The sequence below is a fragment of the Burkholderia sp. B21-005 genome, assembly GCF_020843965.1.
In the GTDB taxonomy this organism is placed as follows: domain Bacteria; phylum Pseudomonadota; class Gammaproteobacteria; order Burkholderiales; family Burkholderiaceae; genus Burkholderia; species Burkholderia ambifaria.
Map to the genome: position 1 here is coordinate 1,180,306 of NZ_CP086302.1, position 21,876 is coordinate 1,202,181.

Below are 21,876 nucleotides of genomic sequence, written 5' to 3' on the forward strand. Positions count from 1 at the left end.
TCGGTACAAAGTACGTCGGACGGCGGATTGTCGGGATAACCGACGATGGACGAATTTCCGGGAAATTGATAAATGGTTAAATATCGAAGAAGTCTCACGCCGTAACGTTGATCTTTTGTAACGGTCCTGTTACAGTTCCGCCGCACCGAGATGCCGGTCACTCGGCATGGGAAGCGGAGCGCAACAGCCGAATACGCGGCGGCGCTATATAAAAACACTCAAGAGAAGTCACCTCAACGAGAACAACAATGGCCGATTTGCATTGGACCATGCCAATCGCCAGATGGACGTCGATTTCGACCGCGGGGGTGCCGGGCGTCGAAGCCCTCGATCCGATGGTGCGTCGCCGCTTGAGCCGGCTGTCGCGTCTCGCGCTTCAGGCTGCCTATGACTGCGCCGGAGCGGAAAATACGTTACGGATGGTATTCGCGTCGCGTCATGGCGAACTGACGCGTACCACCGGCATTCTCTCCGACATCGGCGCCGCGGAACCCGTCTCACCGACGGCCTTCAGTCTCTCCGTTCTCAATGCGGTCACGGGCATATTCGGGATCGCACGGCGCGACCGATCGCCCGCGACCGCGATCGCGGCCGGCCATGAAACCCTCGGCTACGCGCTGCTCGAAGCATTTTCCCAATACGACACGTCGCCGGCATCGCCGGTGTTGCTCGTCTATGCGCACGAACCGGCTGACCCTGTATACGGCGATGTCGATGACGACCCGGAGAGCGTCGGGCTTGCCGTGCTGCTTGGCACCGATGATCCGGTCGGCTATCTGACCTGCGAAATGGAAGTTGACGGCGCGAGCGACACACACGTTGCCGACGATACGGCCAGTACGCAAAGCGCGGCAGTGCTGCGCTGCCTGTCGGCGCGCACGACGGTGTCGTGGCGTGGCCAACACGCATTCTGGCGATGGAGCTGGCATGATCGCGCGGCTTGACTACGGCTGGCGCCTGTTCGCGACCGGCATGAGCCTGGCCTTTTTTGCGTGTTGCGGATCGGTGTTCTCGGTGCTGGCGATCGTCGTCGGCGCGCTATGGCCGCATCGGCGCTCGCGCCAGCGTTGCGTGACGCTCGTCATCCATTATTTCTTCCGCGTACTGGTCGCGCTGCTGCAGCGCATTGGCGTGATGAAGCTCGAACTGAGCGGCGTCGAGCGCCTTGCCAAGGATGGTCCCGCAATCGTTGTCGCCAATCATCCGACCTGGCTCGACGTCATGGTGCTGCTGTCGCTGACGCCGAAGGCCTGCTGCGTCGTCAAGCGCGGCCACTGGGGCAACCCGTGTTTCTGGGGCATCGTCCGTGCAGCCGAGTACGTGAGCAATGCCGATGCCGTCAGTCTCGTCGAGGCTGGCGCACGGCAACTGGCGGCCGGCTACACGATGATCGTCTTCCCGGAAGGGACGCGCAGCCCGGGTGGCAATCGTCTGCATGCGTTCTCACGCGGCTTCGCGCATATGGCGCTGCAGTCACGCAGCCGAATCCAGCCGGTGCTGATCGATTGCGATCCGCCGGTATTCACCAAGACCCTGCAGTGGTATCACGTGCCGTCTCGTGCGTTTCGCATGCGCATAGACGTGCTTGAGCCCATGGATCTGAACCGGCTGGCGTCGGATGTGACGTCGCCGTCGATTGCCGCTCGCAGTATTGCCCGCGAGGTGGAAGTGCATATTACTCAAAGCCTGTTTCAGTATGGATACTTTAAAACTGCAAATTAAGCAGCTTCTGATCGAGATGCTCGATCTCAGCGACATGACGGTGGACGATATCGATGACGATGCGCCGCTGTTCTCGACCGACGGAATCGGCCTCGATTCCGTCGATGCGCTCGAAGTCGGCATCATGCTGCGTAAGAAGTTTCAATTGACGATCGCCGCGAACGACGAGCGCACGAAAGCGCATTTTCGGTCGATCAACACACTGGCGGCGTTCATTGCCGAACAGCAGTCGCATCAGGCATCGCAAGAAGCCGTGCTGGAAAAGGGGAGTCACTCGTGACCGATGCAGAAATCCTGGAGCGCATCCGCGCCATTTTTCACGAGAATTTCGCGATCGAGCCGGAGCGCGTGACACCCGACACGCACCTGTTCGAAGAGCTCGACCTGGACAGCATCGACGCGGTCGATCTGGCCATCAAGCTTCAGGAGATGACGGGCAAGCGCATCAAGCCCGAAGAATTCAAGTCGGTGCGCACCGTCGGCGATGTCATCGCCGCGGTTCACGCGTTGCTTATGCGCGCATGACGATGGCGATGACGGGCACGCGGACGACTACCGGCACCGGCTTGCCACGTTGGGCAGGTGTGGCGGCCAGGGCGGTGCTGTTTGTCGCCTATCCGCTCGTCATCCTGTTTGCCTGGCAAAGCATGTCGCCGCGCTACGTCGGTTGCCTGCTCGTCGCATTGCTGTGGCTGCAACGCACGGTCGGCAAGGGCACCCTCGCGAAGGCGCTGCGACGGCTCACGACGCTCGACTGGTGCGTGGCGGGTGCATTGACCGCATTGTCCGTCGCGATTGCCGTGACGGACAGCGAACGTCTTCTTCATCTCTATCCTGCATGTGTGAGTGCCGGCTTGCTGGTCGCGTTCGGCGCGACGCTGCGGCGCGGTCCGACCATGATCGAAAAATTCGCACGATCGACCTATCCCGAGCCGAGTCCGGAAATCGTCCGCTACACGCGGCGCGTCACACAGGTGTGGTGCGCATTCTTCATCGTGAACGGCGGCTTTTCGGTCTACACGGCGTTGTACTGGAGCCGTGCATCATGGGCCCTTTACAACGGCTTCGTCGCGTACCTGCTGATCGGTGCGTTGCTTGCGGGCGAGTGGCTGTGGCGCAGCGTTGTCATTGCCGCTAGACGAAAGCGCACGGGTGTCGCATGATCGCGCTGCACGAGATGCTGTGTGCCGCGGCGGATAGCGACACGACGGTCTGCCGCGACGGCGCCGAGGTGCTGACGCTGGGCGATTGGCGTGCGCGCGTGGACGTCATCGCCCGGACGCTCGACGCGAGCGGCGCGCGACGGGTCGCGATCTGCACGGACGATCCGTACGACTTCGCGTGCGCATTCTTCGCGGTAGCGGCGGTGCAGGGCGAAGTCGTGATTCCGGCCAGCAACGCGCCCGGCTATCTCGGCGATCTGGCCCATGCATACGACCTGGTGCTGGATGCGCCGGCATTGGCCGCGTGCGTGCACGATACGGAGTGCGAACCTGCCATCGTCGTCCGCCGGATCGACGCGACGGCCGCGGTGACGCTTTATACGTCCGGCAGCAGCGGCGTCGCGAAGCCGGTGCGGAAGTCGCTCGCGCAGCTCGATGCCGAAGTGCGCACGCTGCAGCGCGAATGGGCCGACCGGATCGGTGCGGCAGTGACGCTGTCGAGCGTGCCGCATCACCACATCTACGGACTGCTGTTCAGGATCCTGTGGCCGCTGGCGGCGGGCCGCGCGTTCGACCGGACACCGGTGCTCGAGCCGTTGCAACTGCAGCAGCGGCTTGCCGAATACGGCGGCGGTGTCGTGGTCTCGACGCCGTCGCAACTGATGCGCTGGCCGGCGTTGTCCGGTTTTCCGATGCAGGCACCCGCGCCGTGCGCGTTCTTCTCGTCGGGCGGCCCGCTGCCGGCCGATGCGGCAGCGGCCTATTCGAACGCCTTCGGCGCGGCGCCGCTCGAGATCTTCGGCAGCACCGAAACCGGCGGCATCGCATGGCGGCGTCAGGACGTCTCGCACGCATGGCAGCCGTTGCAGGGCGTTGACGTGCGCTGCGACGACGACGGCGTACTGTGCGTACGCTCCGCACATCTCGGTCACGATCGCTGGCACCACACCGACGACACCGCGCGATTCGACCCGCAGGGCCGCTTCGCGCTCGCGGGACGGCGCGATCGCGTGATCAAGCTCGACGGCAAGCGCGTTTCGTTGCCGGAGCTCGAGACGCGGATACTCGCGCATGAGTACGTCGAGCAGGCGGCCGCGGTGGTCGTCGACGGCACGACGCGGCCACACGTTGGCGTCGTCGCGGTGTTGAGCGCGGCGGGGCGCGACGCGCTGGCGGAGCACGGGCGGATTGCCGTTGCCACGACGTTGCGGCATGCGCTCGGTGCCTATTTCGATGCGGCCGCATTGCCGCGCTACTGGCGTTTCCGGCACGCGATGCCGTTCGATGTACGCGGGAAGCTGCCGGCCGCCGCGCTGGCGGCGGCCTTTACGGCCACGCCGGAAGGGTTCGAGCTGCTCGCGTCGTGGCGCAGCGACGACGCGTTGCATTACGAACTGCGCGTGCCGCCCACGCTCGCGCATTTCGACGGGCATTTTCCGGGGCTGCCCATCCTGCCCGGGGTCGTGCAGATCGACTGGGCCGCGCGCCTTGCCGGCCGCGAGATGCCGGCCGTACGGGAAATCCGTTCGATCGAACACCTGAAGTTCAAGGCACCCGTGCCGCCCGGCGCTGTGCTGGCGCTGCGTATCGCGCATGATCCGGTACGCGGCTGCGCGCGCTTCGCGTTTCGGTGCGGCGGCCGGGAATGCACGTCGGGCGTACTGGTATACGGCGCGGCGGCGGCATGAGCGGCACCTGCATCGTCATTCCGATCTACAACCATCGCGATGCGATCGGCGGCACGCTCGCGCGGCTGGTCGTGCACGGCCTGCCGATTCTGGTGGTCGACGATGGCAGCGACGAGCCCACCCAGCGGGTGCTGGCCGCGCTGGCCGCGCAGTATGCCGGCTCCGTGACGCTGCTGCGGTTGCCCGTCAACGGGGGGAAGGGTGCGGCCGTCATGGCCGGCATGCGTGCCGCGCGCACCCAGGGATACCGGCACGCGATCCAGATCGATGCCGATGGCCAGCACGATGCCGACGACGTGCCGAAGTTCGTCGCGGCCGCCGAGGCCGAGCCGGATGCCGTGATTCTCGGGCGGCCACGTTTCGACGACAGCGTGCCGAAGGCGCGCCTGTACGGCCGCTATCTCACGCACGCGTGGGTGTGGATCGAAACGCTGTCGCTGGACATTCCCGATGCGATGTGCGGGTTTCGTCTTTATCCAGTCGACGCCGTCTGCGAACTGATCGACACGGTATCGATGCCGACGCGGATGGCTTTCGACAGCGAAATCCTGGTCCGGCTGCACTGGCGAGGCCTGGCATTCAGGACGATCGAGACGCGCGTCGTCTACCCGGCCGACGGCGTGTCGCATTTCGACGTCTGGCGCGACAACGTGCGCATCAGCGCGAGCCACACACGGCTCGTCGCCGGGATGCTCGTGCGCGCGCCGATGCTGCTGACGCGCCGGCTCATCCGGTGGCACAGCGCGCCGCCGACGGAGCGCACGCGCGCATGGTGGCGCATGCCGGAACGCGGCAGCCGGATCGGCATGGCGTTGCTGGCCCTGAGCTGCCGCTGGTTCGGCAAGGATTTCACGTCGCTCTGGCTGCATCCGATCGTCGGCTATTTCGTGCTGACGAACCGCACGGCGCGCACCGCTTCGCATGCGTACATCACGCGCCTGCGCGACGCGCAAGCGGCGGCCGTGCCGAAGCCGGGATGGCGCAGTGCGTATCGGCACATGCTTGCCTTTGCGCAGGCGGGATTCGACAAGTTCGTCGCATGGTCTGGCCGTCTCGACGAACTCGACGTGCGCTTCGACGATTCGTCTGCGTTCGATGCGCTTGCCGCAAGCGGGCGCGGTGCGCTCGTGATCGGCGCGCATCTGGGCAACCTCGAGATGACACGGGCGCTTGCGCTGCGCGATGCGCACACGAAGGTGACGGCGATCGTCTATACCGAGCACGCGAAGCGCTTTACCGGTGTGCTGGCCGGTGCGAACCAGGCATTCGGCAAGCAACTGGTCGAGGTATCGGACTTCGGGCCGGATACGGCGATGATGATGCAGTCGCGGATCGATGCGGGCGAGCTGCTCGTGATCGTCGGCGACCGCGTGCCGCCGCATGATTCGGGGAAAACGGTCGACGCTCGTTTTCTCGACGCGAAGGCCCCGTTCGCGCAGGGCCCCTACATCCTCGCGCATGCGCTCGGCTGTCCGGTCTACCTGTTCTTCTGCCTGAAGGAGCAGCGCGGCTACCGGCTCTATTTCGAACCGTTCGCAGACCGAATCGAGCTGCCGCGCCGCGAGCGCGCGAGTCACGTCGCCGAATGGGCACAGCGCTATGCCGCGCGGCTCGAACACTATTGCCGCAAGGCTCCCTATCAATGGTTCAACTTCTTCGATTTCTGGGCGCGGCCCGATGGAGGTCCGCGTGGCCGAGCATGACATGAAGGACGTCCCGGCAACCGCCGCGGCGGACGCGAGCCGGCCGGCCGTCGTGATCGGCGACCGGCATCTGACGATCGAGGACGTCGTCGCGATCGCCCGCGATGGTGCGCCGGTCGCGCTGAATGCGGCGCCCGCGTGGCGCTCGCGGATCGAGCGCGGCGCAACCTGGCTGCGCGACTATCTCGCGAACGGCGGCACCCTGTACGGTGTAACGACCGGATATGGCGACGCCTGCGTGGTCGAGGTACCGCCGTCGCTCGTCGAAGCGTTGCCGCTGCAGCTGACCCGTTATCACGGATGCGGAATGGGCGACTGGTTCGACGCGACGCAGACGTTGTCCGTCATCGTCGCACGGCTCAATTCGCTCGCGTTCGGTTACTCGGGCGTGCGGTTCACATTGCTGGAGCGGCTGGCCGATCTGGTGAATCACCGCATCCTGCCGCGCATTCCGTCGGAAGGCTCGGTCGGGGCAAGCGGCGACCTGACACCGCTGTCCTACGTCGCCGCGGCGCTGGTCGGCGAGCGCACCGTATCGTTCGGCGGCGACGAGCGCGACGCGCGGGACGTATGGCGCGCGATCGATCGCGCGCCGCTCACGCTTGCGCCGAAGGAAGGGCTCGCGCTGATGAACGGCACGGCGGTCATGACGGGGCTGGCCTGCCTCGCGTTTGCGCGTGCCGAGCACCTGACGTCGATAGCTGCCCGCCTGACGGCATTGACGACGGTCGCGCTCGACGGGCGGGCGGGGCACTTCGATGCGCGATTGTTCGACGCGAAGCCGCATGCGGGGCAGGCCGAGGCGGCCGCATGGATACGCGCCGACCTGGCCGGGCGCGACGAATTGCCGGGCCGGCGCCTGCAGGATCGCTATTCGGTCCGGTGCGCGCCGCACGTGATCGGCGTGGTGCGCGACGCGTTGTCGTGGATGCGTCGCGATATCGAGAACGAACTGAACAGTGCGAACGACAATCCGCTGATCGATCCGGACGAAGGGTGCGTGCTGCACGGCGGCAATTTCTACGGCGGCCATATCGCGTTCGCGATGGATGCGCTGAAGACCGCGGTGGCCAACCTCGCGGACCTGATGGATCGCCAGCTCGCGCTGCTGGTCGACGACAAGTTCAGCAACGGACTGCCGCGCAACCTGACGGGGGCGACCGCGGAACGTGCCGCGATCAACCACGGGTTCAAGGCGGTGCAGATCTCGTCTTCCGCATGGACCGCGGAGGCGCTGAAGCACACGATGCCGGCGAGCGTGTTCTCGCGCTCGACGGAGTCGCACAATCAGGACAAGGTCAGCATGGGAACGATCGCCGCGCGCGATTGCCTGCGCGTGCTGGCCCTGACTGAACAGGTCGCCGCGGCGCACGTGCTTGCGACCGTGCAGGCCGTCCGTCTGCGGCTGCGCGACGACCCGTGCACGCAGCTTTCGCCCGCGCTGCGCGCGTTCATCGACGATGTGGGTCGCCAATCGCCGCTGGTGGTCGAGGACCGGCCGCTCGAAGCGGAGCTGCGCGCGTTGACCGCGCGCCTGGCCGCCTGCGAGCCGATTGGCGGATCGTCCGACGCATGCCGGCGCGGGGAGGCGGCATGAACGAGAACCGCGCGCCGCTCACCGCGACCGCACGCGTCGAGGTGCTGTTCCACGATGTCGACGCAATGAATGTCTGCTGGCACGGGCATTACCTGAAGTACTTCGAAAGCAGCCGCGCCGCACTGCTGCGCATGATCGACTACGACTATCCGGCGATGCTGGCGTCGGGCTACGTGTGGCCGGTGGTGGAGGCGCATCTGAAATACGTCCGTCCCGCCCATTACAGCCAGCAGCTCGACGTGCGCGCGACGCTCCTCGAATTCGAGAACCGGCTGAAGATCGGTTACGACATCCTCGACGCAGCCTCCGGCGAGCGTTTGACGAAGGGTTATACGGTGCAACTGGCGATCGATGCGACGACGCGCGAACTGCAGTTCGTGTCGCCGCCGGCCTTGATCGAAAGGGTGCGTGCGCAATGGGCCTGACGCTGCGCTCCAGACGGTTTGCGGCGACGATGCTCGGCGCATGCATGATGCTCGCCGGCGGCGAGCTGGCGGCCGCTCCGGCGCCGACCGCGGCCACAGCGGCCACAGCGGTGGCCCGGCCGGCGAACGCCGCGCTCGTTGCCGATGTCGCGACGCGGCTGGCACGAGTCGGCGCGATTCGCGCGGATTTTCGGCAGACACAGACGCTGTCGGCGATGAAGCAGCCGCTCGTCAGCACAGGATCGATGTTGTTCGATCGCAGGTCGGGCGTCGTCTGGCGCATCGAGACACCCTACAAGGCCACTTATGTGATCACCGACGGCGGCATGCGTGAGGTCGGGGCGGACGGACGCCTCGTCGCGCCGGGCGGCGGTGGCCGCGGCGTCGCGCAAGTGTCGCGCATGATGCGCGACATGCTCGGCGGTGACCTGTCGGCACTGTATGCGCAATTCGACGTCGAAGCGAGCGGCACGCCGGAACGGTGGCGGATGGTGTTGCGGCCGAACCAGCCGCAGCTGGCACAGGCGATCCGCGTGCTCGAAATGAGCGGCGGTGCCTATCTCGGCAAGCTCGACATGACGTTTGCGAACGGCAATGTGACCGTGCTCGAGTTCGTGCGGCCGACGCCGGTCGACGCGCCCGCGCCGGTCGAGCGCGGTTGGCTGGAGGCACGATGATGAATACGGCGCGGGACGCGATCGACGCATCGGGCGAGCGCGGCCGGCGGCGCGTGCTGTGCACCGCATGGCTGCTCGTCGCGCTGGTTGCGATCGCGTTCATCGTGTGGCGCTTCAGCGGGCCCGCACCGTTGCAGACGAACCTGCTTGCGTTGCTGCCGGCCACCGAAGCGAATCCGGTTGCCGAACGAGCCGTCGACGTGCTCGGCGATGTGCTCGGCAATCGCACCGTCTATCTGGTGACCGATCGGGATGCCGACCGTGCCAAGGCTGCCGCGAAGCAGTTTGGCGCGCGGCTCGGTGCGAGCGGGGCATTTCGTTCGGTGACCGTCGAAGTGCCGCCGTTCGACCTGTCGCAGATCGCGGCGACTTACATGCCCGCCCGTTTCGGTCTGCTGACGGACGCGGATCGCCGGTCGCTCGAACAAGGCGACGCCGCGCTCGGCGAACGGCTCGTCCGGCGGCTCTACGCGCCGCCCGTCGACGGTCTGCAGACTGCCGTGGCGGACGATCCGTTTGGCTGGCTGCAGCACTGGCTCGGCGAGCTGCCGCTCGCGGCATCGAACCTGTCGCTCGAAGACGGCATGCTGGTGTCGCATCGCGCTGGCGCAACGGGCGTGCTCGTGATGACGTCGCTGGCGGGGTCGGCCTATGAATCCCAGGTCCAGCACGCGGTACGTGTCGCGACTGCCGACGCGGAACGCGCACTCGCGGCCGACTTCCGCGGCGTTCGCGTCGAACGGGCCGGCGCGGTGTTCTATGCGGAAGCGGCGCGCGCCAGTGCCGAGCGCGACGTGCACGTGATCGGCGCGGTGTCGCTGGCCGGCATCGCGCTGCTGCTGATGAGCGTATTCCGGTCGCCGCGCCTGCTGGTGCTCGCGTTTGCGTCGACGGCATTCGGCATCGTGTGTGCGCTGGCCGCGACGCTGTTGATATTCGGCAAGCTGCACCTGCTGACGCTGGTATTCGGCGTGAGCCTGATCGGCGAGGCGGTCGACTATTCGATCCAGTATTTCGTCGCCTACCTTTCAGCCGGGCGGCAATGGGATGCGCGGCGCGGCGCGGCGGCGGTCAGGCCGGCACTCGCGGTGGCGCTGGCGACCAGCCTGCTGGGTTACGCGATTCTGATGTGGGTGCCGTTCCCGGCACTCAAGCAGATCGCATGCTTTGCGATCGTCGGGATCCTCAGCGCGTTCGCGGCGGTCACCGGCTTTTTGCCGCTCATGCTTACTCAGCCGCCCCGAAGCGCGCCGTCCCGCGTGTTCTCGTGCGCGGCTCGCCTGCTGAACGGCTGGCAGTCGCTGCTGGCAGGGCGGCGCGCCGTGGCCGCCGCCGTGCTGGTGGCGCTGGTTGCGATTCCGGGGTGGGTCGTCCTGAAGAGCGACGACGACATTCATCTGCTGATCCAGCGCGATGCGGGCCTCGCCCGACAGGAAAGCAATATCCGCGCGGCGGTCGGGCTGGCAAACACCGCGCAGTTCTTCGTCGTCCAGGGCGCGTCTCCGGAAGAGGTGCTCGAGCGTTCCGAGGTGCTGCTCGGGGCACTCGATCAGCAGCGCGTCGGCCGCGTCCAGTCGATCGCGACGTTCGTGCCGTCGGCGAAGCAGCAGGCACACAATCGCGCCGTGCTGGGCACGCACGTGTTTGCCGATGCCGCTGCACTGCGTGCGACCCTGGCGCACGCAGGCTTCCGCGACGAGGTCGCCGACGCGTGGATTCGCGCGTATTCCGTCGATGCCCCGGCGACGCTGTCCGTCGATACGTGGCTGGCGGCACGCTGGTCGGCCCCGTTCCGGCACCTGTGGCTCGGGCGAGTCGACGGCGGCACCGGCCCCGTCGATGCGGCACTGGCGATTCCGGAACGGGTCGACGCGGCGAACGTGGCGACTTTCGCGGCGCTTGCGCGCACGCTGCCGGGCGTGTCGTGGGTCGACAAGGCCGCGAGCGTGTCGAGCCTGTTCGGCGCCTATCGGGTCGACAGCGGCCTGTGGCTGGTCGGGGCGCTGGTCGTGGTCGCCGCGCTGCTGATGTGGCGATACGGCGTGCGCGGCGGTATCGCGACGACGTTGCCGGTCGTGTTCGCCATCGCGTTGACGCTCGCGGCGTTCGGTTATGCGGGCGTGCCGCTCACGCTTTTCAATTGGCTCGCGCTGATGCTGGTGCTCGGCGTGGGCGCCAACTACGCGGTGTTCCTCCGGGAAGGCTGCATGCGGGACGCGGCTGGTCTCGGCGCCGTATGGACCGGCGTGCTGCTGTCGGCGGCCACGACGTTGCTGTCGTTCGGGATGCTCGGCGCGAGCGCGATGCCCGCGTTGCGCAGCTTTGGCACGACCCTCGCGATGGGCATCGTTTTTTCGGTGCTGTTCGCGCCGCTTGCCACGCCGTCCGCGAAGGAGGGGCGCGCATGAATTCCAGACTGACGCCGGTCTACCTGTCCGCGCCCGGCATGATCAACGCGCTCGGCGCAACCACCAACGAAATCGTCGACGCATTGCGCGCCGGCGTCGCGCCGGGCATGGCGCCGGGTACCGATGGCGTTGCCGGCGGCTGGATCGGGAGCGTGCGTGCCGCGCTCGACGTCGAGCCGCCAACCTCGCTCGCGCATTTCGATTGCAGGAACAATCGGCTGTTGCTTGCCGCGCTGGCGCAGATCGGATCCTTCGTCGACGCGGCGATCGCACGTTACGGTCCGCGCCGGATCGGCGTCGTGATCGGCACGAGTACGTCCGGCATCCAGGCGGCGGAGCAGGCGCTTGCGCAGCGTGCCGCGACGGGCACGATGCCTGCCGGATTCGATTATCGACAGATGGAAATCGGCACGGCGGCGCCGTTCGTGCGCGCGGTGCTGGGTGTGGCCGGGCCAGCCTATACGCTGTCGACCGCGTGCACATCGAGTGCCAAGGCATTCGCGGCCGCGCGCCGCCTGCTGCGGCTGAAGCTGTGCGACGCGGTCGTCGTCGGCGGCGCGGATTCGCTGTGCGAGCTGACGCTGCAGGGCTTCGCGTCGCTCGAATCGGTCAGCCCGGGTCGGACCAATCCGATGAGCCGAAACCGGAACGGCATCAATATCGGCGAAGGCGCCGCGCTGTTCGTGATGAGTCGCGATGAAGCGGCGGTCCGGCTGGCCGGCGTCGGCGAGTCGAGCGATGCGCACCACATCTCGGCGCCGGATCCGGCGGGCTGCGGCGCGGAGGACGCGCTGCGCGCCGCGCTCGCGGACGCCGGCGTGGCATCGTCCGCGATCGGCTACGTGAACCTGCACGCGACGGCGACGCGTCTGAACGACGAGATGGAAGCGAACATGATGGCACGGGTGTTTCCGCACGGCGTACCGGCGAGCGGCACCAAGCCGCTGACAGGACACATGCTCGGCGCGGCGGGCGCGACCGAGCTTGGATTCGGCTGGCTGACGCTGGCGCGCGGGATCGCGCTGCCGACGCACGTCTGGGACGGCGAGCGCGACCCGGCGCTGCCGGGACTCGACCTGGTCGACCGCGAGCAGCGTCTGGCAGGCGAGGCAACAGGACGCTACGTGATGAGCAATTCGTTCGCATTCGGCGGCAGCAATGCCAGCCTGATTCTGGGAGGCTGACATGGATGCCGCACCATTGATCGACGCGCTGCATGGCGGCGCGGATATTCCCGTCGGCGACGTGCGGGACGTGTTGCCGCATCGCGGCACGATGCTGCTGCTCGACGCGATCGACCGCTGCTCGGAAACCGGCATCGAGGTCAGCGCGCTCGCGCGCCGCGATGCGTGGTATGTCGACGGCAATGGCGCCATGCCGGCGTGGATCGGCATCGAGCTGATGGCGCAGGCGATCGCCGCGCATGTCGGCCTGCTCGCCGCGCACGCGGGCGGCCGCGCGAAACCGGGCGTGTTGCTCGGGGCCAACCGCTATCTCGCGCATCGCACGGCGTTCGGCGCCGACACGACGCTGCGCATCGTCGCGCGGGAACTGCTGCGCGGCGATGAGGGGCATGGCGCATACGAATGCGCGATTCATGCCGACGGCCAGTGTTGCGCGGAAGCCGTCGTCAAGGTGTACCAACCAAACGATTTTCAATCTTTTATCGAGAGGAGCTTCAATTCATGACTCGGCGAGTTCTCGTGACAGGGGCGAGTCGCGGCATCGGCCGCGCCGTGGCGCTGCGCGCGGCGTCCGACGGTTTCGCCGTGACCGTGCATTGCCGCACCGGCCGCGACGACGCGGAAGCCGTGGCCGCGACGATTCGCGCGCAGGGCGGCACGGCAAGCGTGCTGCAGTTCGACGTGCGCGACCGTGCGGCGTGCCGGCGGGAACTGGAGGCCGATGTCGAAACGAACGGCGCGTACTACGGGATCGTCTGTTGCGCGGGCGTGACGCGGGATGGCGCGTTTCCGGCGCTGTCCGAAGAGGACTGGGACATCGTGATCGAAACCGGGCTGGACGCCTTCTACAACGTCGTTCATCCGCTGACCATGCCGATGGTGCGCCTGCGCGGCGGCGGCCGCATCGTGACGATCGCGTCCGTGTCCGGCGTGATGGGCAATCGCGGCCAAGTCAATTACAGCGCCGCGAAGGCCGGCCTGATCGGCGCGACCAAGGCGCTGGCGGTCGAGCTGGCGTCGCGCAAGATCACGGTCAATTGCGTGGCGCCCGGGCTGGTCGACACCGGCATGCTCGACGATGTGCCGCTGGAACACGCATTGAAGACCGTGCCGATGGGCCGCGTCGGCCAGCCCGACGAAGTCGCCGCGGTGGTCGGTTTCCTGATGTCGGATGCGGCGAGCTACGTCACCCGGCAAGTGATCGGCGTCAACGGCGGGATGGTGTGATGAAGCGAGTGGTCGTGACGGGAATGGGCGGTGTGACCGCGTTTGGTCAACGCTGGCCGGAAATCGAAGCGCGCTTGCGCGACGGGCGCAACGCGGTGCGGTGCATGCCGGAATGGGATTGCTTCGAGGCGCTGCATACGCGGCTTGCGTGTCCGTTGCCGGCGTTCGAACTACCGCCCACGTATCCGCGCAAGAAGACGCGTTCGATGGGGCCGGTGTCGATGTACGCGGTGCGAGCGAGCGAACTGGCGCTGGAGGATGCGGGGTTGTCCGACGATGCATCGATCCGTGACGGCCGGATGGGCGTCGCGTACGGATCGTCGTCGGGATCGGTCGAACCGATCCGGGCATTCGGCACGATGCTCGAAACGGGCTCGATGCGGGACGTCACGTCGAACAGCTACGTGCAGATGATGCCCCATACCACGGCCGTCAACGTCAGCCTGTTCTGGGATCTGAAAGGCCGGATCGTGCCGACATCGTCCGCATGCGCGTCGGGCAGCCAGGCGATCGGCTATGCGTACGAAGCGATTGCGGCGGGCAAACAAGCGCTGATGCTGGCGGGCGGCGCGGAAGAATTGTCCGGCCCGGCGGTGGCCGTGTTCGATACCCTGTATGCGACCAGTACGCGCAATGATGCCGCGCACCTGACGCCACGGCCGTTCGATGCCGATCGCGACGGTCTGGTGGTTGGCGAGGGCGCGGCGACGCTGGTGCTCGAGGAGTACGAGCACGCGGTCGCGCGCGGCGCGACGATCCATGCGGAGATCGTCGGCTTCGGCTGCAATTCCGACGGTGCGCACATTACCCAGCCGACCGCCGAGACGATGGCGGTCGCCATGCGTCTCGCGCTGAGCGATGCGACGCTCGACGCCGACGCGATCGGCTACGTGAACGCGCACGGTACGTCGACCGATCGGGGCGACGTGGCGGAGAGTCATGCGACGGCGTCCGTGTTCGGCGAACGCATGCCGATCAGTTCGCTGAAAAGCTATGTCGGTCACACGCTCGGCGCGTGCGGCGCACTCGAGGCATGGTGGACGATTGAAATGATGAAGCGCAACTGGTATGCACCGACGCTCAATCTCACCACGGTCGATCCGGCTTGCGCGCCGCTCGACTACATCATCGGTGACGCACGCCGGATCGATGCGGAATTCGTGATGAGCAACAACTTCGCGTTCGGCGGGATCAACACGTCGTTGATCTTCCGCCGGATCGGCGCATGACGGCGGTCGGCAGCGCGGCGACGCGCGTCGTGGTCACGGGGCTCGGCATCGTGTCGTGCCTCGGCAATTCGCTGGCCGAAGTATCGGACGCGCTGCGCACCGGCCGCTCGGGGGTGAGCCGCGTCGACGCGTGGCGCGAGCGCGGTTTTCGCAGTCAGGTCGCCGGGGTGGCGAGCGTGGCGTCGGCGGCGCGATTCGCGCGCAAGCACGAGCGCTTCATGGGCGATACCGCGCGGTTCGCCGCGCATGCGGCCGCGTCGGCACTCGACGATGCAGGGCTCGACGCCGGGATGCTGCGTTCGCCGCGCGCGGGCACGATCGTGGGGTCGGGCATCGGATCGATAGCCGACTACGACGACGCGATGGAGATCGCGCGGCATCGCGGTATCGAGAAGACGCCGCCTTATGTCGTGCCGAAAGCGATGAGCAGCACGGCGTCGGCATGCGTTGCGCAATTGTTCGGCATCGAAGGCGTGTCGTACTCACCGTCGTCCGCCTGCACGAGCGCGGCGCTGGCGATCGGGCAGGCGGCGCACTGGATTCGCTCCGGGTACCAGGACATCGTGCTGGCCGGCGGGAGCGAGGCACTGCACGACAACATGACGCTGATGTTCGACGCGATGGGCGCGTTGTCGAGCAGTTTCAACGATACGCCGGAGTGCGCATCGCGCCCGTATGTGCTCGGCCGCGACGGCTTCGTGATCGCGTCGGGCGCGGGCATTCTCGTGCTCGAATCGCTCGAGCATGCGCGTGCGCGCGGCGCGCGAATTTACGCGGAAATCAGCGGGTTCGGCCAGGCCACGGACAACGCCGGCATGGCGGCACCTCATGCGCCGGGGATCGCGCGCGCGATGCGTGGCGCGCTCGACGGCAGCGGGCGGCGTCCGGACTACGTCAACACGCATGCGCCGTCGACGCTGCTCGGCGACGTCGAGGAACTTGAGGCGCTCCGCGACGTATTCGGTGGCGACGTGCCGGCATTCTCGTCAACGAAAGGAATGACGGGGCATCCGCTCGGCGCGAGCGGTGCGCATGAAGCGATCTACACGATGCTGATGATGCGCGACGGTTTTGTCGCGGGTACCGCGGTCGGTCTCGCGCCCGATCCGGCGATCGCCGGCATGCCGCTCGTGCGTACCGCGCGCGAATGCTCGATCGAGCGCGCGCTGTCAGTGTCGTTCGGATTCGGCGGCAGTTGCGCCAGTGTGTTGTTGGACGCCTGGAAGGGCGATTGAAGTGAACTTACTGAGCTGAGAGGACGATAACAATGAAGCACAAAGGACATCTGGCCGGCATGTTGGTGGCCGCGTCGTTGCTGACGGGGTGCGGTACCGTGGTGCGTTCGCTGCCGCTGCCGGCGGCAGCAACGGCGCCGGACACGAACGGCGTCGCGATCTATTTCGGCACGCAGCCGCATCCGGACGTGAAGACCAGCATCGGTCCGCGTTCGGAATCGGTGCGCGTGCGTCGCATCGAAGGGGAGCAGCCGACGTGCGACCAGGCGCTGGCCGAAGCGTTGAACCGTCTTCGCATCTACGCGAAGAATCATGGCGGGAATGCGGTCGTCAATGTGACGACGCGCTTTCATGAAAAGCGTTCGGATTCGACGACCGAATATACGTGCGGCGTGAGCGGCAGCGCCGGCGCGATTGCCGTGTCGGGCGACGTCGTGCAGCTGAACGCGCAATAACGGGAGCACACGTGAGATACCGCATCGCACTGACGCTGCTCGGCGCGACGTTCGTCGCGTCGGCCGCGCACGCACGAGACACGATCAACGACTATCCGATCGAGAACGCGTTGAAGAGCGAGCAAGGAAAGCTCGACGACGGCGTCGCGCTCTATTTCGGTGATCAGTCGCATCCTCGCGTGCTCAAGTCGTACGGCACGTTCGCGACGAACAAGAAGACCAACTCGTTCGGCAAGCGCGACGAGGCGGCGTGCCAGCATGTGTTCCTGTCCGCAGTAATCGAACTGCAGGCGCGCGCGCGAAAGGAAGGCGGCAATGCCGTCGTCGGCATCAAGAGCAATTACCGCAACGTGTTGCGTTCGAGTACGACCGAGTTCACGTGCGGGGCCGGCGCGATCGTGGCGGGCGCGGCGCTCACCGGCGAGGTCGTGACGCTGAAGCCTTAGCCGGCGCGTGTCGGACGGGGCCGCCGAACGGGGGCCTCCGTCACTCAGGCGGGCTTGCGCGCGGCGACGTTTACGAGCGTCTCGCGGCGCTTGCCCGGCTTCGGTGCGTACAGGCCGATGCGCTCGAGGAGTCCGAAGTCTTTCGCGCGGCTCCACCACAGGTACGGGAACGACACATTGCGGGCGTCGAACGTGAACCCGCCATCGCGCAGCATGGCAAGATAGCCGTCGGCACTTTTCTGAACCTCCATCGGATGACGGAACAGCAGCCGGATCACCCACGACTTGATGTACGCGTCGGTCGATTCCGCGAACAGCAGCAGCCCGCCGGGTTTCAGCACGCGGCGAAAGTCGGCCAGCGCATGCTCCTGGTCGACGAGATGGTGAAAGGTCTGATGGCAGAACACGATGTCGACGCTCGAATCGGCGAGCGGGATCTGCGTGCAGTCCGCATGATGCAGTTCGACGGGCGTGGCGCAGCGACGCGCCGCTTCCGACGCATGCGTGAGTGAGTCGTCGTGACAATCGATGCCGATGATTTTGCCGGGCGCGAACGCTTCGTTGAGCAGGCGGAACGACTTGCCCTGACCGCATCCCGCATCGAGGATGACGGGGGCTTTCGGCAGGGGCGCGCCGATGAGCTGCTTGAGGTCGTCGATGGCCACCCTAAGCACGTGATGCTCCCAGGTATGCGTGCGAAGAAACCAGATGCCGAAGCGGGTTTCGGGAACATAGGCGGGGGCGTGCGTGCGGCAGGACGTCATGGGCCTCTCGTCGGAATGTTGGATTTGTTGATCGCCTATTGTAATTTGCAACGCCAGATCGTGGCGTGAGAAACGTAAGATATCCAATCCATCGAAATGGAACGGCAAGCATGAGTGAAATGAAATCGAATTCCGTCGACGTCGCGATCATCGGGGCGGGGCCGTCCGGCGCGGTCGCGGCCGCGTTGTTGCGCAGGGCGGGCCGTTCCGTGCTGGTGCTCGAGCGCCAGCATTTTCCGCGCTTTTCGATCGGCGAGAGTCTGTTGCCTCAAAGCATGCAGTATCTCGAAGAGGCGGGTATGTTGCAGGCCGTCGTCGAAGCCGGCTTCCAGTTCAAGAACGGCGCCTATTTTGTTTATCGCGACAGGATGTCGTCGTTCGATTTCCGGGAAAAGTTTTCCGACGGTTGGGGGACAGCCTATCAGGTCGAACGCGCCGCATTCGACGATCTGCTGATCCGTTGTGCGGCGGAACAGGGCGCGGACGTGCGATTCGGCCATACCGTGCATGCTTTCCATCCGGGTGAGACGCAACGGCTCGATGTCGTCGACGAAGCGGGGAGCGAATACGCCGTTCAAGCGTCGTTCGTACTCGACGCCAGCGGATTCGGCCGCGTGCTGCCGCGCCTGCTCGATCTCGAGGCGCCGACCGGCATGCCGACGCGCGCGGCAATCTTTTCGCACGTCGAAGACAGTCTGCCGGCCGGGTCGACCGATCGCGACAAGATCTGCATTGCCGTCCATCCGGAGCGTCGCGACGTGTGGTTCTGGATGATCCCGCTGACGAACGGGCGCTCGTCGGTCGGCTGCGTGGCCGACGCCGGTTTTCTCGACGTGCCGCAAGCGCAACAGGAATCGTTGCTGCGGGAATTGCTGCAGAGCGAGCCGACGTTGTCGCGGCTCGTCGGCGGCAAGCCGTTCGTGATGCCGGTGCGTCGCATCGCGGGCTATGCGTCGAATGTCGAGCACCTGCACGGGCGCGGCTATGCGTTGCTTGGCAACGCGGGCGAATTCCTCGATCCGATCTTCTCGTCCGGCGTGACGATCGCGATGCGCTCCGCGCAACTGGCAGTCGCCGTGCTCGAACGTCAGTTGCGCGGCGAGACGGTCGATTGGACGCGCGATTACGACATCGCGCTGCGCAAGGGCATCGACACGTTCCGCGCATTCGTCGAGCGCTGGTACTCAGGGGCGCTTCAGGACATCGTGTTTCATGAAGACAAGGCGTCCGACGTGAAGCGCATGGTCTGCTCGATTCTGGCCGGCTATGCGTGGGACGAGTCGAATCCGTTCGTACGGGAACCGGCGCGCGGCCTCGACGTGCTCGCCGAATTCTGCCGTGCCGGTGGCCTCGGGTGATTCGGTGAATCGAGGCGGGCGCCGAGCGATGTTTCGTCCGGCGCCCGCCATTGCATCACCGTTGCTCAGCTCCCCTGCAGCCGGATGTCGCGCGACGACGCGCCGACATACACGGTCCCGCCCGGCACGACCTTCCAGCCGTTTCGCGACGTATCCCACACGCTCTGCATCCGCGGTGAAATGGTCACGCGCACATGCCGTGCCTCGCCCGGGTTCAGCCGGATCTTCTCCCAGCCGACCAGCCGCTTCGGCGGTTCGTCCTTGTACGGCACGCCGAGATAGACCTGTGGCGTTTCCGCGCCTGCGACGCGGCCGTCATTGCGCACGGTAAACGCGACGCTCAGCGAGCCGTCCCGTTGCCGCGACACCGACAGCCCCGAATACGCGAAGTGCGTGTACGACAGCCCGTAGCCGAATTCGTACATCGGCTTGATGTTGCGCGCGTCGTACCAGCGATACCCCATGTTCAGCTTCTCCGCGTAGACGGGATCGTTCTCGAACGCGCCGCCTTGCCTCCACGCCGGCGAATCCTCGTCGCGCGCCGGGAACGTGACGGGCAGCTTGCCGGACGGATTGACCGCGCCGAACAGCACGTTCGCGATCGCCTTGCCGCCGCCTTCGCCCGGATACCATGCCTCGACGATCGCCGACACGCTGTCCTTCCACGGCATCAGCACCGGATTGCCGCTCTGCACGACGACGATCGTGTGCGGGTTGGCACGCGCGACCGCTTCGACGAGCGCATCCTGGTTCGACGGGTTCGCGAGGCTCAGGCTCTGCAGGTCGCCGAAATCCTCGCCGGCCGGCTGCGCGACCACGACGATCGCGACGTCCGAGCGCCCGGCGAGCGCCGCGGCCTGGTCGATTTCCTGCTGCGTGTACGCGCGGAACGGCGACTGCTGGTCGCTGTTGCCCGCGAACGTGACCTGCGCCGCCGGCGCGAGCGCGCGGATCGCCGCGACGATCGGCACGTCGACCTTCAGCCACGGATTGCGCCACCAGCTGCAGCCCGTCGACGAACCGAACGTCAGGCCGCCGCAGCCCGCGAACGAACCGGTGACCGGATCGCGCGTGTTGCCCGAGCCGCCGCCCGACAGCACGGCCGCATCGGCGTGGCCGCCGATCACGGCGATCCGCGACAGGGCGGACGCGGCCAGCGGCAACTGGTTGCCATCGTTCTTCAGTAGAACGATCGACTGCTCGGCGACGCCCTGCGCGAACCGGTTCGCGGCCGCGAAATCGATGGTGCCGCCGCCCTTGGCCGGATTGTCCATCACGCCGACGCGGATCATCACGGCCAGCTTGCGGCGCACCATGTCGTCGAGACGCGCGGTCGACACCGAGCCGTTCGAGATCGCCTGCTTGACGGCGGCGGGCGTCAGGTAGACGCTCGGCCCGACGTCCTCTTCCTCGTCGAGCCCGGCGTTGATCGAGGCGGCCGTGCTGTGCGCGGCGCCCCAGTCGGATTGCACCTGGCCCTGGAAGCCCCATTCGTTCTTCAGCACGTCGTTCAGCAGGTGATTGTTCTCGCACGCGTACGTGCCGTTCAGGCGGTTGTAGCTGCACATCACGCTGCCGGGCTGCCCGCGCTTCGCGGCGATCTCGAACGGCAGCAGGTAGAGCTCGCGCAGCGTGCGTTCGTCGATCTGCGTGTTGCCGCCCATCCGGCCGTGCTCCTGTTCGTTGCCGGCATAGTGCTTGATGGTCGCGATGACTTTCTGCCGCTGCGTGGCGAGCGTGCGCTCCGCGAGCAGGTCGCCGGCGAGCAGCGGATCCTCGCCGAGATACTCGAACAGCCGGCCGCCGCGCGGCTCGCGCGCGAGGTTGGTGCCGCCGGCGAGACCCATGCCGAATCCTTGCGCACGCAACTGGATCGCGACCTGCTTGCCGTAGTCGTACGACAGGCGGCGATCCCAGCTCGCGGCGACGGCGATCGTCGCGGGAAAGGTGGTGCTCGCGAGCGACGTGCTGCCGGAGCCGGTCGCCGAGTCGACCATGTTGAGATCGGGAATGCCGAGCCGCGGCACGCCCTGGATGTAGCCGGCGCCACCGCCCGGCACCTTGGACATTTCGTATTGCGAATGAATGAACTGCAGTTTTTCGTCGAGCGTCATCTTGCGCACGAGGAGGTCGGCGCGCCGCTGCGCGGCGGACGACGCGAATGCGTCGGCGGCATCGCCCGGTGAGTTGAAATCGGCGTTGCCCGCATAGACGCTGGTGCAGAGGGTCGCCGCCAGGACGGCGGCCGGCCAGAGTGTGTCCCGCATGTTGCTCTCCATGATCGTATTGCCGGTTGTTGTTCGGATGATGTCTGGAGCTGCGTACGTCCGATGGATTCGCATCGAACGCATTCGGCTGGCGATGCAGGGTGATTGCGCGTCGGCATGCCAGGCCAGGCGGGGAATCGTTACGGCCGGTTGGGCCCGATCGGACAACGCGGACGGCGACGCGGACCGCCCGACACTGCCGAATCGGATGTAGCGATTCTCTGCAGGGACCAATCGTACGAATGTAGTTTGACTACAGCATCGGTGTTTCTACCGATACGTATGATCTTTTTTCGATGCGATCGCTCGGCGCCGGAAAAAGACGGTC

At 66.5% G+C, this 21,876-nt stretch carries 21 protein-coding genes; 19 read left to right on the forward strand and 2 right to left on the reverse strand.

Annotation, left to right across the window (positions count from 1 at the left end; all coding sequences use genetic code 11):
* Nucleotides 1-248 precede the first annotated feature (248 nt).
* The 18 genes from LMA02_RS21615 to LMA02_RS21700 are packed head-to-tail and all read left to right on the forward strand — an operon-like array spanning nt 249 to nt 17,159.
* A complete protein-coding gene (locus tag LMA02_RS21615; protein WP_228909732.1) occupies nt 249-944 on the forward strand; it encodes a beta-ketoacyl synthase chain length factor in 696 nt (231 codons plus the stop codon).
* On the forward strand, nt 928-1,722 hold the full coding sequence (locus tag LMA02_RS21620; protein WP_228909733.1) for a lysophospholipid acyltransferase family protein: 795 nt from the start codon (nt 928-930) through the stop codon (nt 1,720-1,722). Before LMA02_RS21615 ends, LMA02_RS21620 begins: the two co-directional genes overlap by 17 nt.
* Nucleotides 1,697-2,002, forward strand: a complete 306-nt coding sequence (locus tag LMA02_RS21625; protein WP_011658619.1) for a phosphopantetheine-binding protein — start codon at nt 1,697-1,699, stop codon at nt 2,000-2,002. The genes LMA02_RS21620 and LMA02_RS21625 overlap by 26 nt, the downstream gene beginning before the upstream one ends.
* Nucleotides 1,999-2,247, forward strand: a complete 249-nt coding sequence (locus tag LMA02_RS21630) for an acyl carrier protein (RefSeq protein ID WP_228909734.1) — start codon at nt 1,999-2,001, stop codon at nt 2,245-2,247. Before LMA02_RS21625 ends, LMA02_RS21630 begins: the two co-directional genes overlap by 4 nt.
* Nucleotides 2,244-2,885 (forward strand): hypothetical protein, encoded by a 642-nt coding sequence (locus LMA02_RS21635; protein WP_228909735.1) that lies wholly within the window; start codon nt 2,244-2,246, stop codon nt 2,883-2,885. Before LMA02_RS21630 ends, LMA02_RS21635 begins: the two co-directional genes overlap by 4 nt.
* Complete coding sequence (locus tag LMA02_RS21640; protein WP_228909736.1) at nt 2,882-4,573, forward strand: AMP-binding protein; 1,692 nt, start codon at nt 2,882-2,884, stop codon at nt 4,571-4,573. The genes LMA02_RS21635 and LMA02_RS21640 overlap by 4 nt, the downstream gene beginning before the upstream one ends.
* Nucleotides 4,570-6,276: a glycosyltransferase family 2 protein gene (locus LMA02_RS21645; RefSeq protein ID WP_228909737.1), complete on the forward strand. Its 1,707-nt coding sequence runs from the start codon at nt 4,570-4,572 to the stop codon at nt 6,274-6,276. Before LMA02_RS21640 ends, LMA02_RS21645 begins: the two co-directional genes overlap by 4 nt.
* Nucleotides 6,263-7,873, forward strand: coding sequence for an HAL/PAL/TAL family ammonia-lyase (locus LMA02_RS21650; protein WP_228909738.1), 1,611 nt, complete (start codon nt 6,263-6,265; stop codon nt 7,871-7,873). The genes LMA02_RS21645 and LMA02_RS21650 overlap by 14 nt, the downstream gene beginning before the upstream one ends.
* Nucleotides 7,870-8,298 carry an acyl-CoA thioesterase gene (locus tag LMA02_RS21655; RefSeq protein WP_228909739.1) on the forward strand — a complete coding sequence of 143 codons (429 nt, stop codon included), beginning with the start codon at nt 7,870-7,872 and terminating at the stop codon, nt 8,296-8,298. Before LMA02_RS21650 ends, LMA02_RS21655 begins: the two co-directional genes overlap by 4 nt.
* A complete protein-coding gene (locus tag LMA02_RS21660; protein WP_228909740.1) occupies nt 8,289-8,975 on the forward strand; it encodes a LolA family protein in 687 nt (228 codons plus the stop codon). Before LMA02_RS21655 ends, LMA02_RS21660 begins: the two co-directional genes overlap by 10 nt.
* Nucleotides 8,972-11,383, forward strand: a complete 2,412-nt coding sequence (locus tag LMA02_RS21665) for an MMPL family transporter (RefSeq protein WP_228909741.1) — start codon at nt 8,972-8,974, stop codon at nt 11,381-11,383. Before LMA02_RS21660 ends, LMA02_RS21665 begins: the two co-directional genes overlap by 4 nt.
* Nucleotides 11,380-12,567 (forward strand): beta-ketoacyl-[acyl-carrier-protein] synthase family protein, encoded by a 1,188-nt coding sequence (locus tag LMA02_RS21670; RefSeq protein WP_228909742.1) that lies wholly within the window; start codon nt 11,380-11,382, stop codon nt 12,565-12,567. The genes LMA02_RS21665 and LMA02_RS21670 overlap by 4 nt, the downstream gene beginning before the upstream one ends.
* A 1-nt stretch (nt 12,568) precedes the next feature.
* Nucleotides 12,569-13,072 (forward strand): hotdog family protein, encoded by a 504-nt coding sequence (locus tag LMA02_RS21675; RefSeq protein ID WP_228909743.1) that lies wholly within the window; start codon nt 12,569-12,571, stop codon nt 13,070-13,072.
* Entirely contained in the window at nt 13,069-13,794 is a 726-nt protein-coding gene (locus LMA02_RS21680; RefSeq protein ID WP_228909744.1) for a 3-ketoacyl-ACP reductase FabG2, read from the forward strand. The genes LMA02_RS21675 and LMA02_RS21680 overlap by 4 nt, the downstream gene beginning before the upstream one ends.
* Entirely contained in the window at nt 13,794-15,023 is a 1,230-nt protein-coding gene (locus LMA02_RS21685; RefSeq protein WP_228909745.1) for a beta-ketoacyl-ACP synthase, read from the forward strand. The genes LMA02_RS21680 and LMA02_RS21685 overlap by 1 nt, the downstream gene beginning before the upstream one ends.
* Entirely contained in the window at nt 15,020-16,258 is a 1,239-nt protein-coding gene (locus tag LMA02_RS21690; protein ID WP_228909746.1) for a beta-ketoacyl synthase N-terminal-like domain-containing protein, read from the forward strand. Before LMA02_RS21685 ends, LMA02_RS21690 begins: the two co-directional genes overlap by 4 nt.
* 32 nt (nt 16,259-16,290) lie before the next feature.
* The gene (locus LMA02_RS21695; protein WP_228909747.1) at nt 16,291-16,713 is read left to right on the forward strand and encodes a signal peptidase; all 423 of its coding nucleotides are present in this window, start codon (nt 16,291-16,293) and stop codon (nt 16,711-16,713) included.
* Nucleotides 16,714-16,724: 11 nt separating this feature from the next.
* Entirely contained in the window at nt 16,725-17,159 is a 435-nt protein-coding gene (locus LMA02_RS21700) for an excinuclease ABC subunit A (RefSeq protein WP_228909748.1), read from the forward strand.
* A gap of 44 nt (nt 17,160-17,203) precedes the next feature.
* Here the strand turns inward: LMA02_RS21700 and LMA02_RS21705 are convergent, their stop codons facing one another.
* On the reverse strand, nt 17,204-17,923 hold the full coding sequence (locus LMA02_RS21705; protein ID WP_228910072.1) for a class I SAM-dependent methyltransferase: 720 nt from the start codon (nt 17,921-17,923) through the stop codon (nt 17,204-17,206).
* Between the two features lie 110 nt (nt 17,924-18,033).
* Here LMA02_RS21705 and LMA02_RS21710 point away from each other — a divergent pair, with 110 nt between their 5' ends.
* On the forward strand, nt 18,034-19,281 hold the full coding sequence (locus LMA02_RS21710; protein WP_228909749.1) for an NAD(P)/FAD-dependent oxidoreductase: 1,248 nt from the start codon (nt 18,034-18,036) through the stop codon (nt 19,279-19,281).
* Between the two features lie 65 nt (nt 19,282-19,346).
* Here the strand turns inward: LMA02_RS21710 and LMA02_RS21715 are convergent, their stop codons facing one another.
* Nucleotides 19,347-21,548 carry a glycoside hydrolase family 3 C-terminal domain-containing protein gene (locus tag LMA02_RS21715; protein ID WP_228909750.1) on the reverse strand — a complete coding sequence of 734 codons (2,202 nt, stop codon included), beginning with the start codon at nt 21,546-21,548 and terminating at the stop codon, nt 19,347-19,349.
* Nucleotides 21,549-21,876 lie beyond the last annotated feature (328 nt).

Coding starts and splice junctions, on each gene's coding strand:
- LMA02_RS21615 (WP_228909732.1), top strand. CDS start 249: ATGGCCGATTTGCATTGGACCATGCCAATCGCCAGATGGACGTCGATT.
- LMA02_RS21620 (WP_228909733.1), top strand. CDS start 928: ATGATCGCGCGGCTTGACTACGGCTGGCGCCTGTTCGCGACCGGCATG.
- LMA02_RS21625 (WP_011658619.1), top strand. CDS start 1,697: ATGGATACTTTAAAACTGCAAATTAAGCAGCTTCTGATCGAGATGCTC.
- LMA02_RS21635 (WP_228909735.1), top strand. CDS start 2,244: ATGACGATGGCGATGACGGGCACGCGGACGACTACCGGCACCGGCTTG.
- LMA02_RS21640 (WP_228909736.1), top strand. CDS start 2,882: ATGATCGCGCTGCACGAGATGCTGTGTGCCGCGGCGGATAGCGACACG.
- LMA02_RS21645 (WP_228909737.1), top strand. CDS start 4,570: ATGAGCGGCACCTGCATCGTCATTCCGATCTACAACCATCGCGATGCG.
- LMA02_RS21655 (WP_228909739.1), top strand. CDS start 7,870: ATGAACGAGAACCGCGCGCCGCTCACCGCGACCGCACGCGTCGAGGTG.
- LMA02_RS21660 (WP_228909740.1), top strand. CDS start 8,289: ATGGGCCTGACGCTGCGCTCCAGACGGTTTGCGGCGACGATGCTCGGC.
- LMA02_RS21665 (WP_228909741.1), top strand. CDS start 8,972: ATGATGAATACGGCGCGGGACGCGATCGACGCATCGGGCGAGCGCGGC.
- LMA02_RS21670 (WP_228909742.1), top strand. CDS start 11,380: ATGAATTCCAGACTGACGCCGGTCTACCTGTCCGCGCCCGGCATGATC.
- LMA02_RS21675 (WP_228909743.1), top strand. CDS start 12,569: ATGGATGCCGCACCATTGATCGACGCGCTGCATGGCGGCGCGGATATT.
- LMA02_RS21680 (WP_228909744.1), top strand. CDS start 13,069: ATGACTCGGCGAGTTCTCGTGACAGGGGCGAGTCGCGGCATCGGCCGC.
- LMA02_RS21685 (WP_228909745.1), top strand. CDS start 13,794: ATGAAGCGAGTGGTCGTGACGGGAATGGGCGGTGTGACCGCGTTTGGT.
- LMA02_RS21690 (WP_228909746.1), top strand. CDS start 15,020: ATGACGGCGGTCGGCAGCGCGGCGACGCGCGTCGTGGTCACGGGGCTC.
- LMA02_RS21695 (WP_228909747.1), top strand. CDS start 16,291: ATGAAGCACAAAGGACATCTGGCCGGCATGTTGGTGGCCGCGTCGTTG.
- LMA02_RS21705 (WP_228910072.1), bottom strand. CDS start 17,923: ATGACGTCCTGCCGCACGCACGCCCCCGCCTATGTTCCCGAAACCCGC.
- LMA02_RS21710 (WP_228909749.1), top strand. CDS start 18,034: ATGAGTGAAATGAAATCGAATTCCGTCGACGTCGCGATCATCGGGGCG.
- LMA02_RS21715 (WP_228909750.1), bottom strand. CDS start 21,548: ATGCGGGACACACTCTGGCCGGCCGCCGTCCTGGCGGCGACCCTCTGC.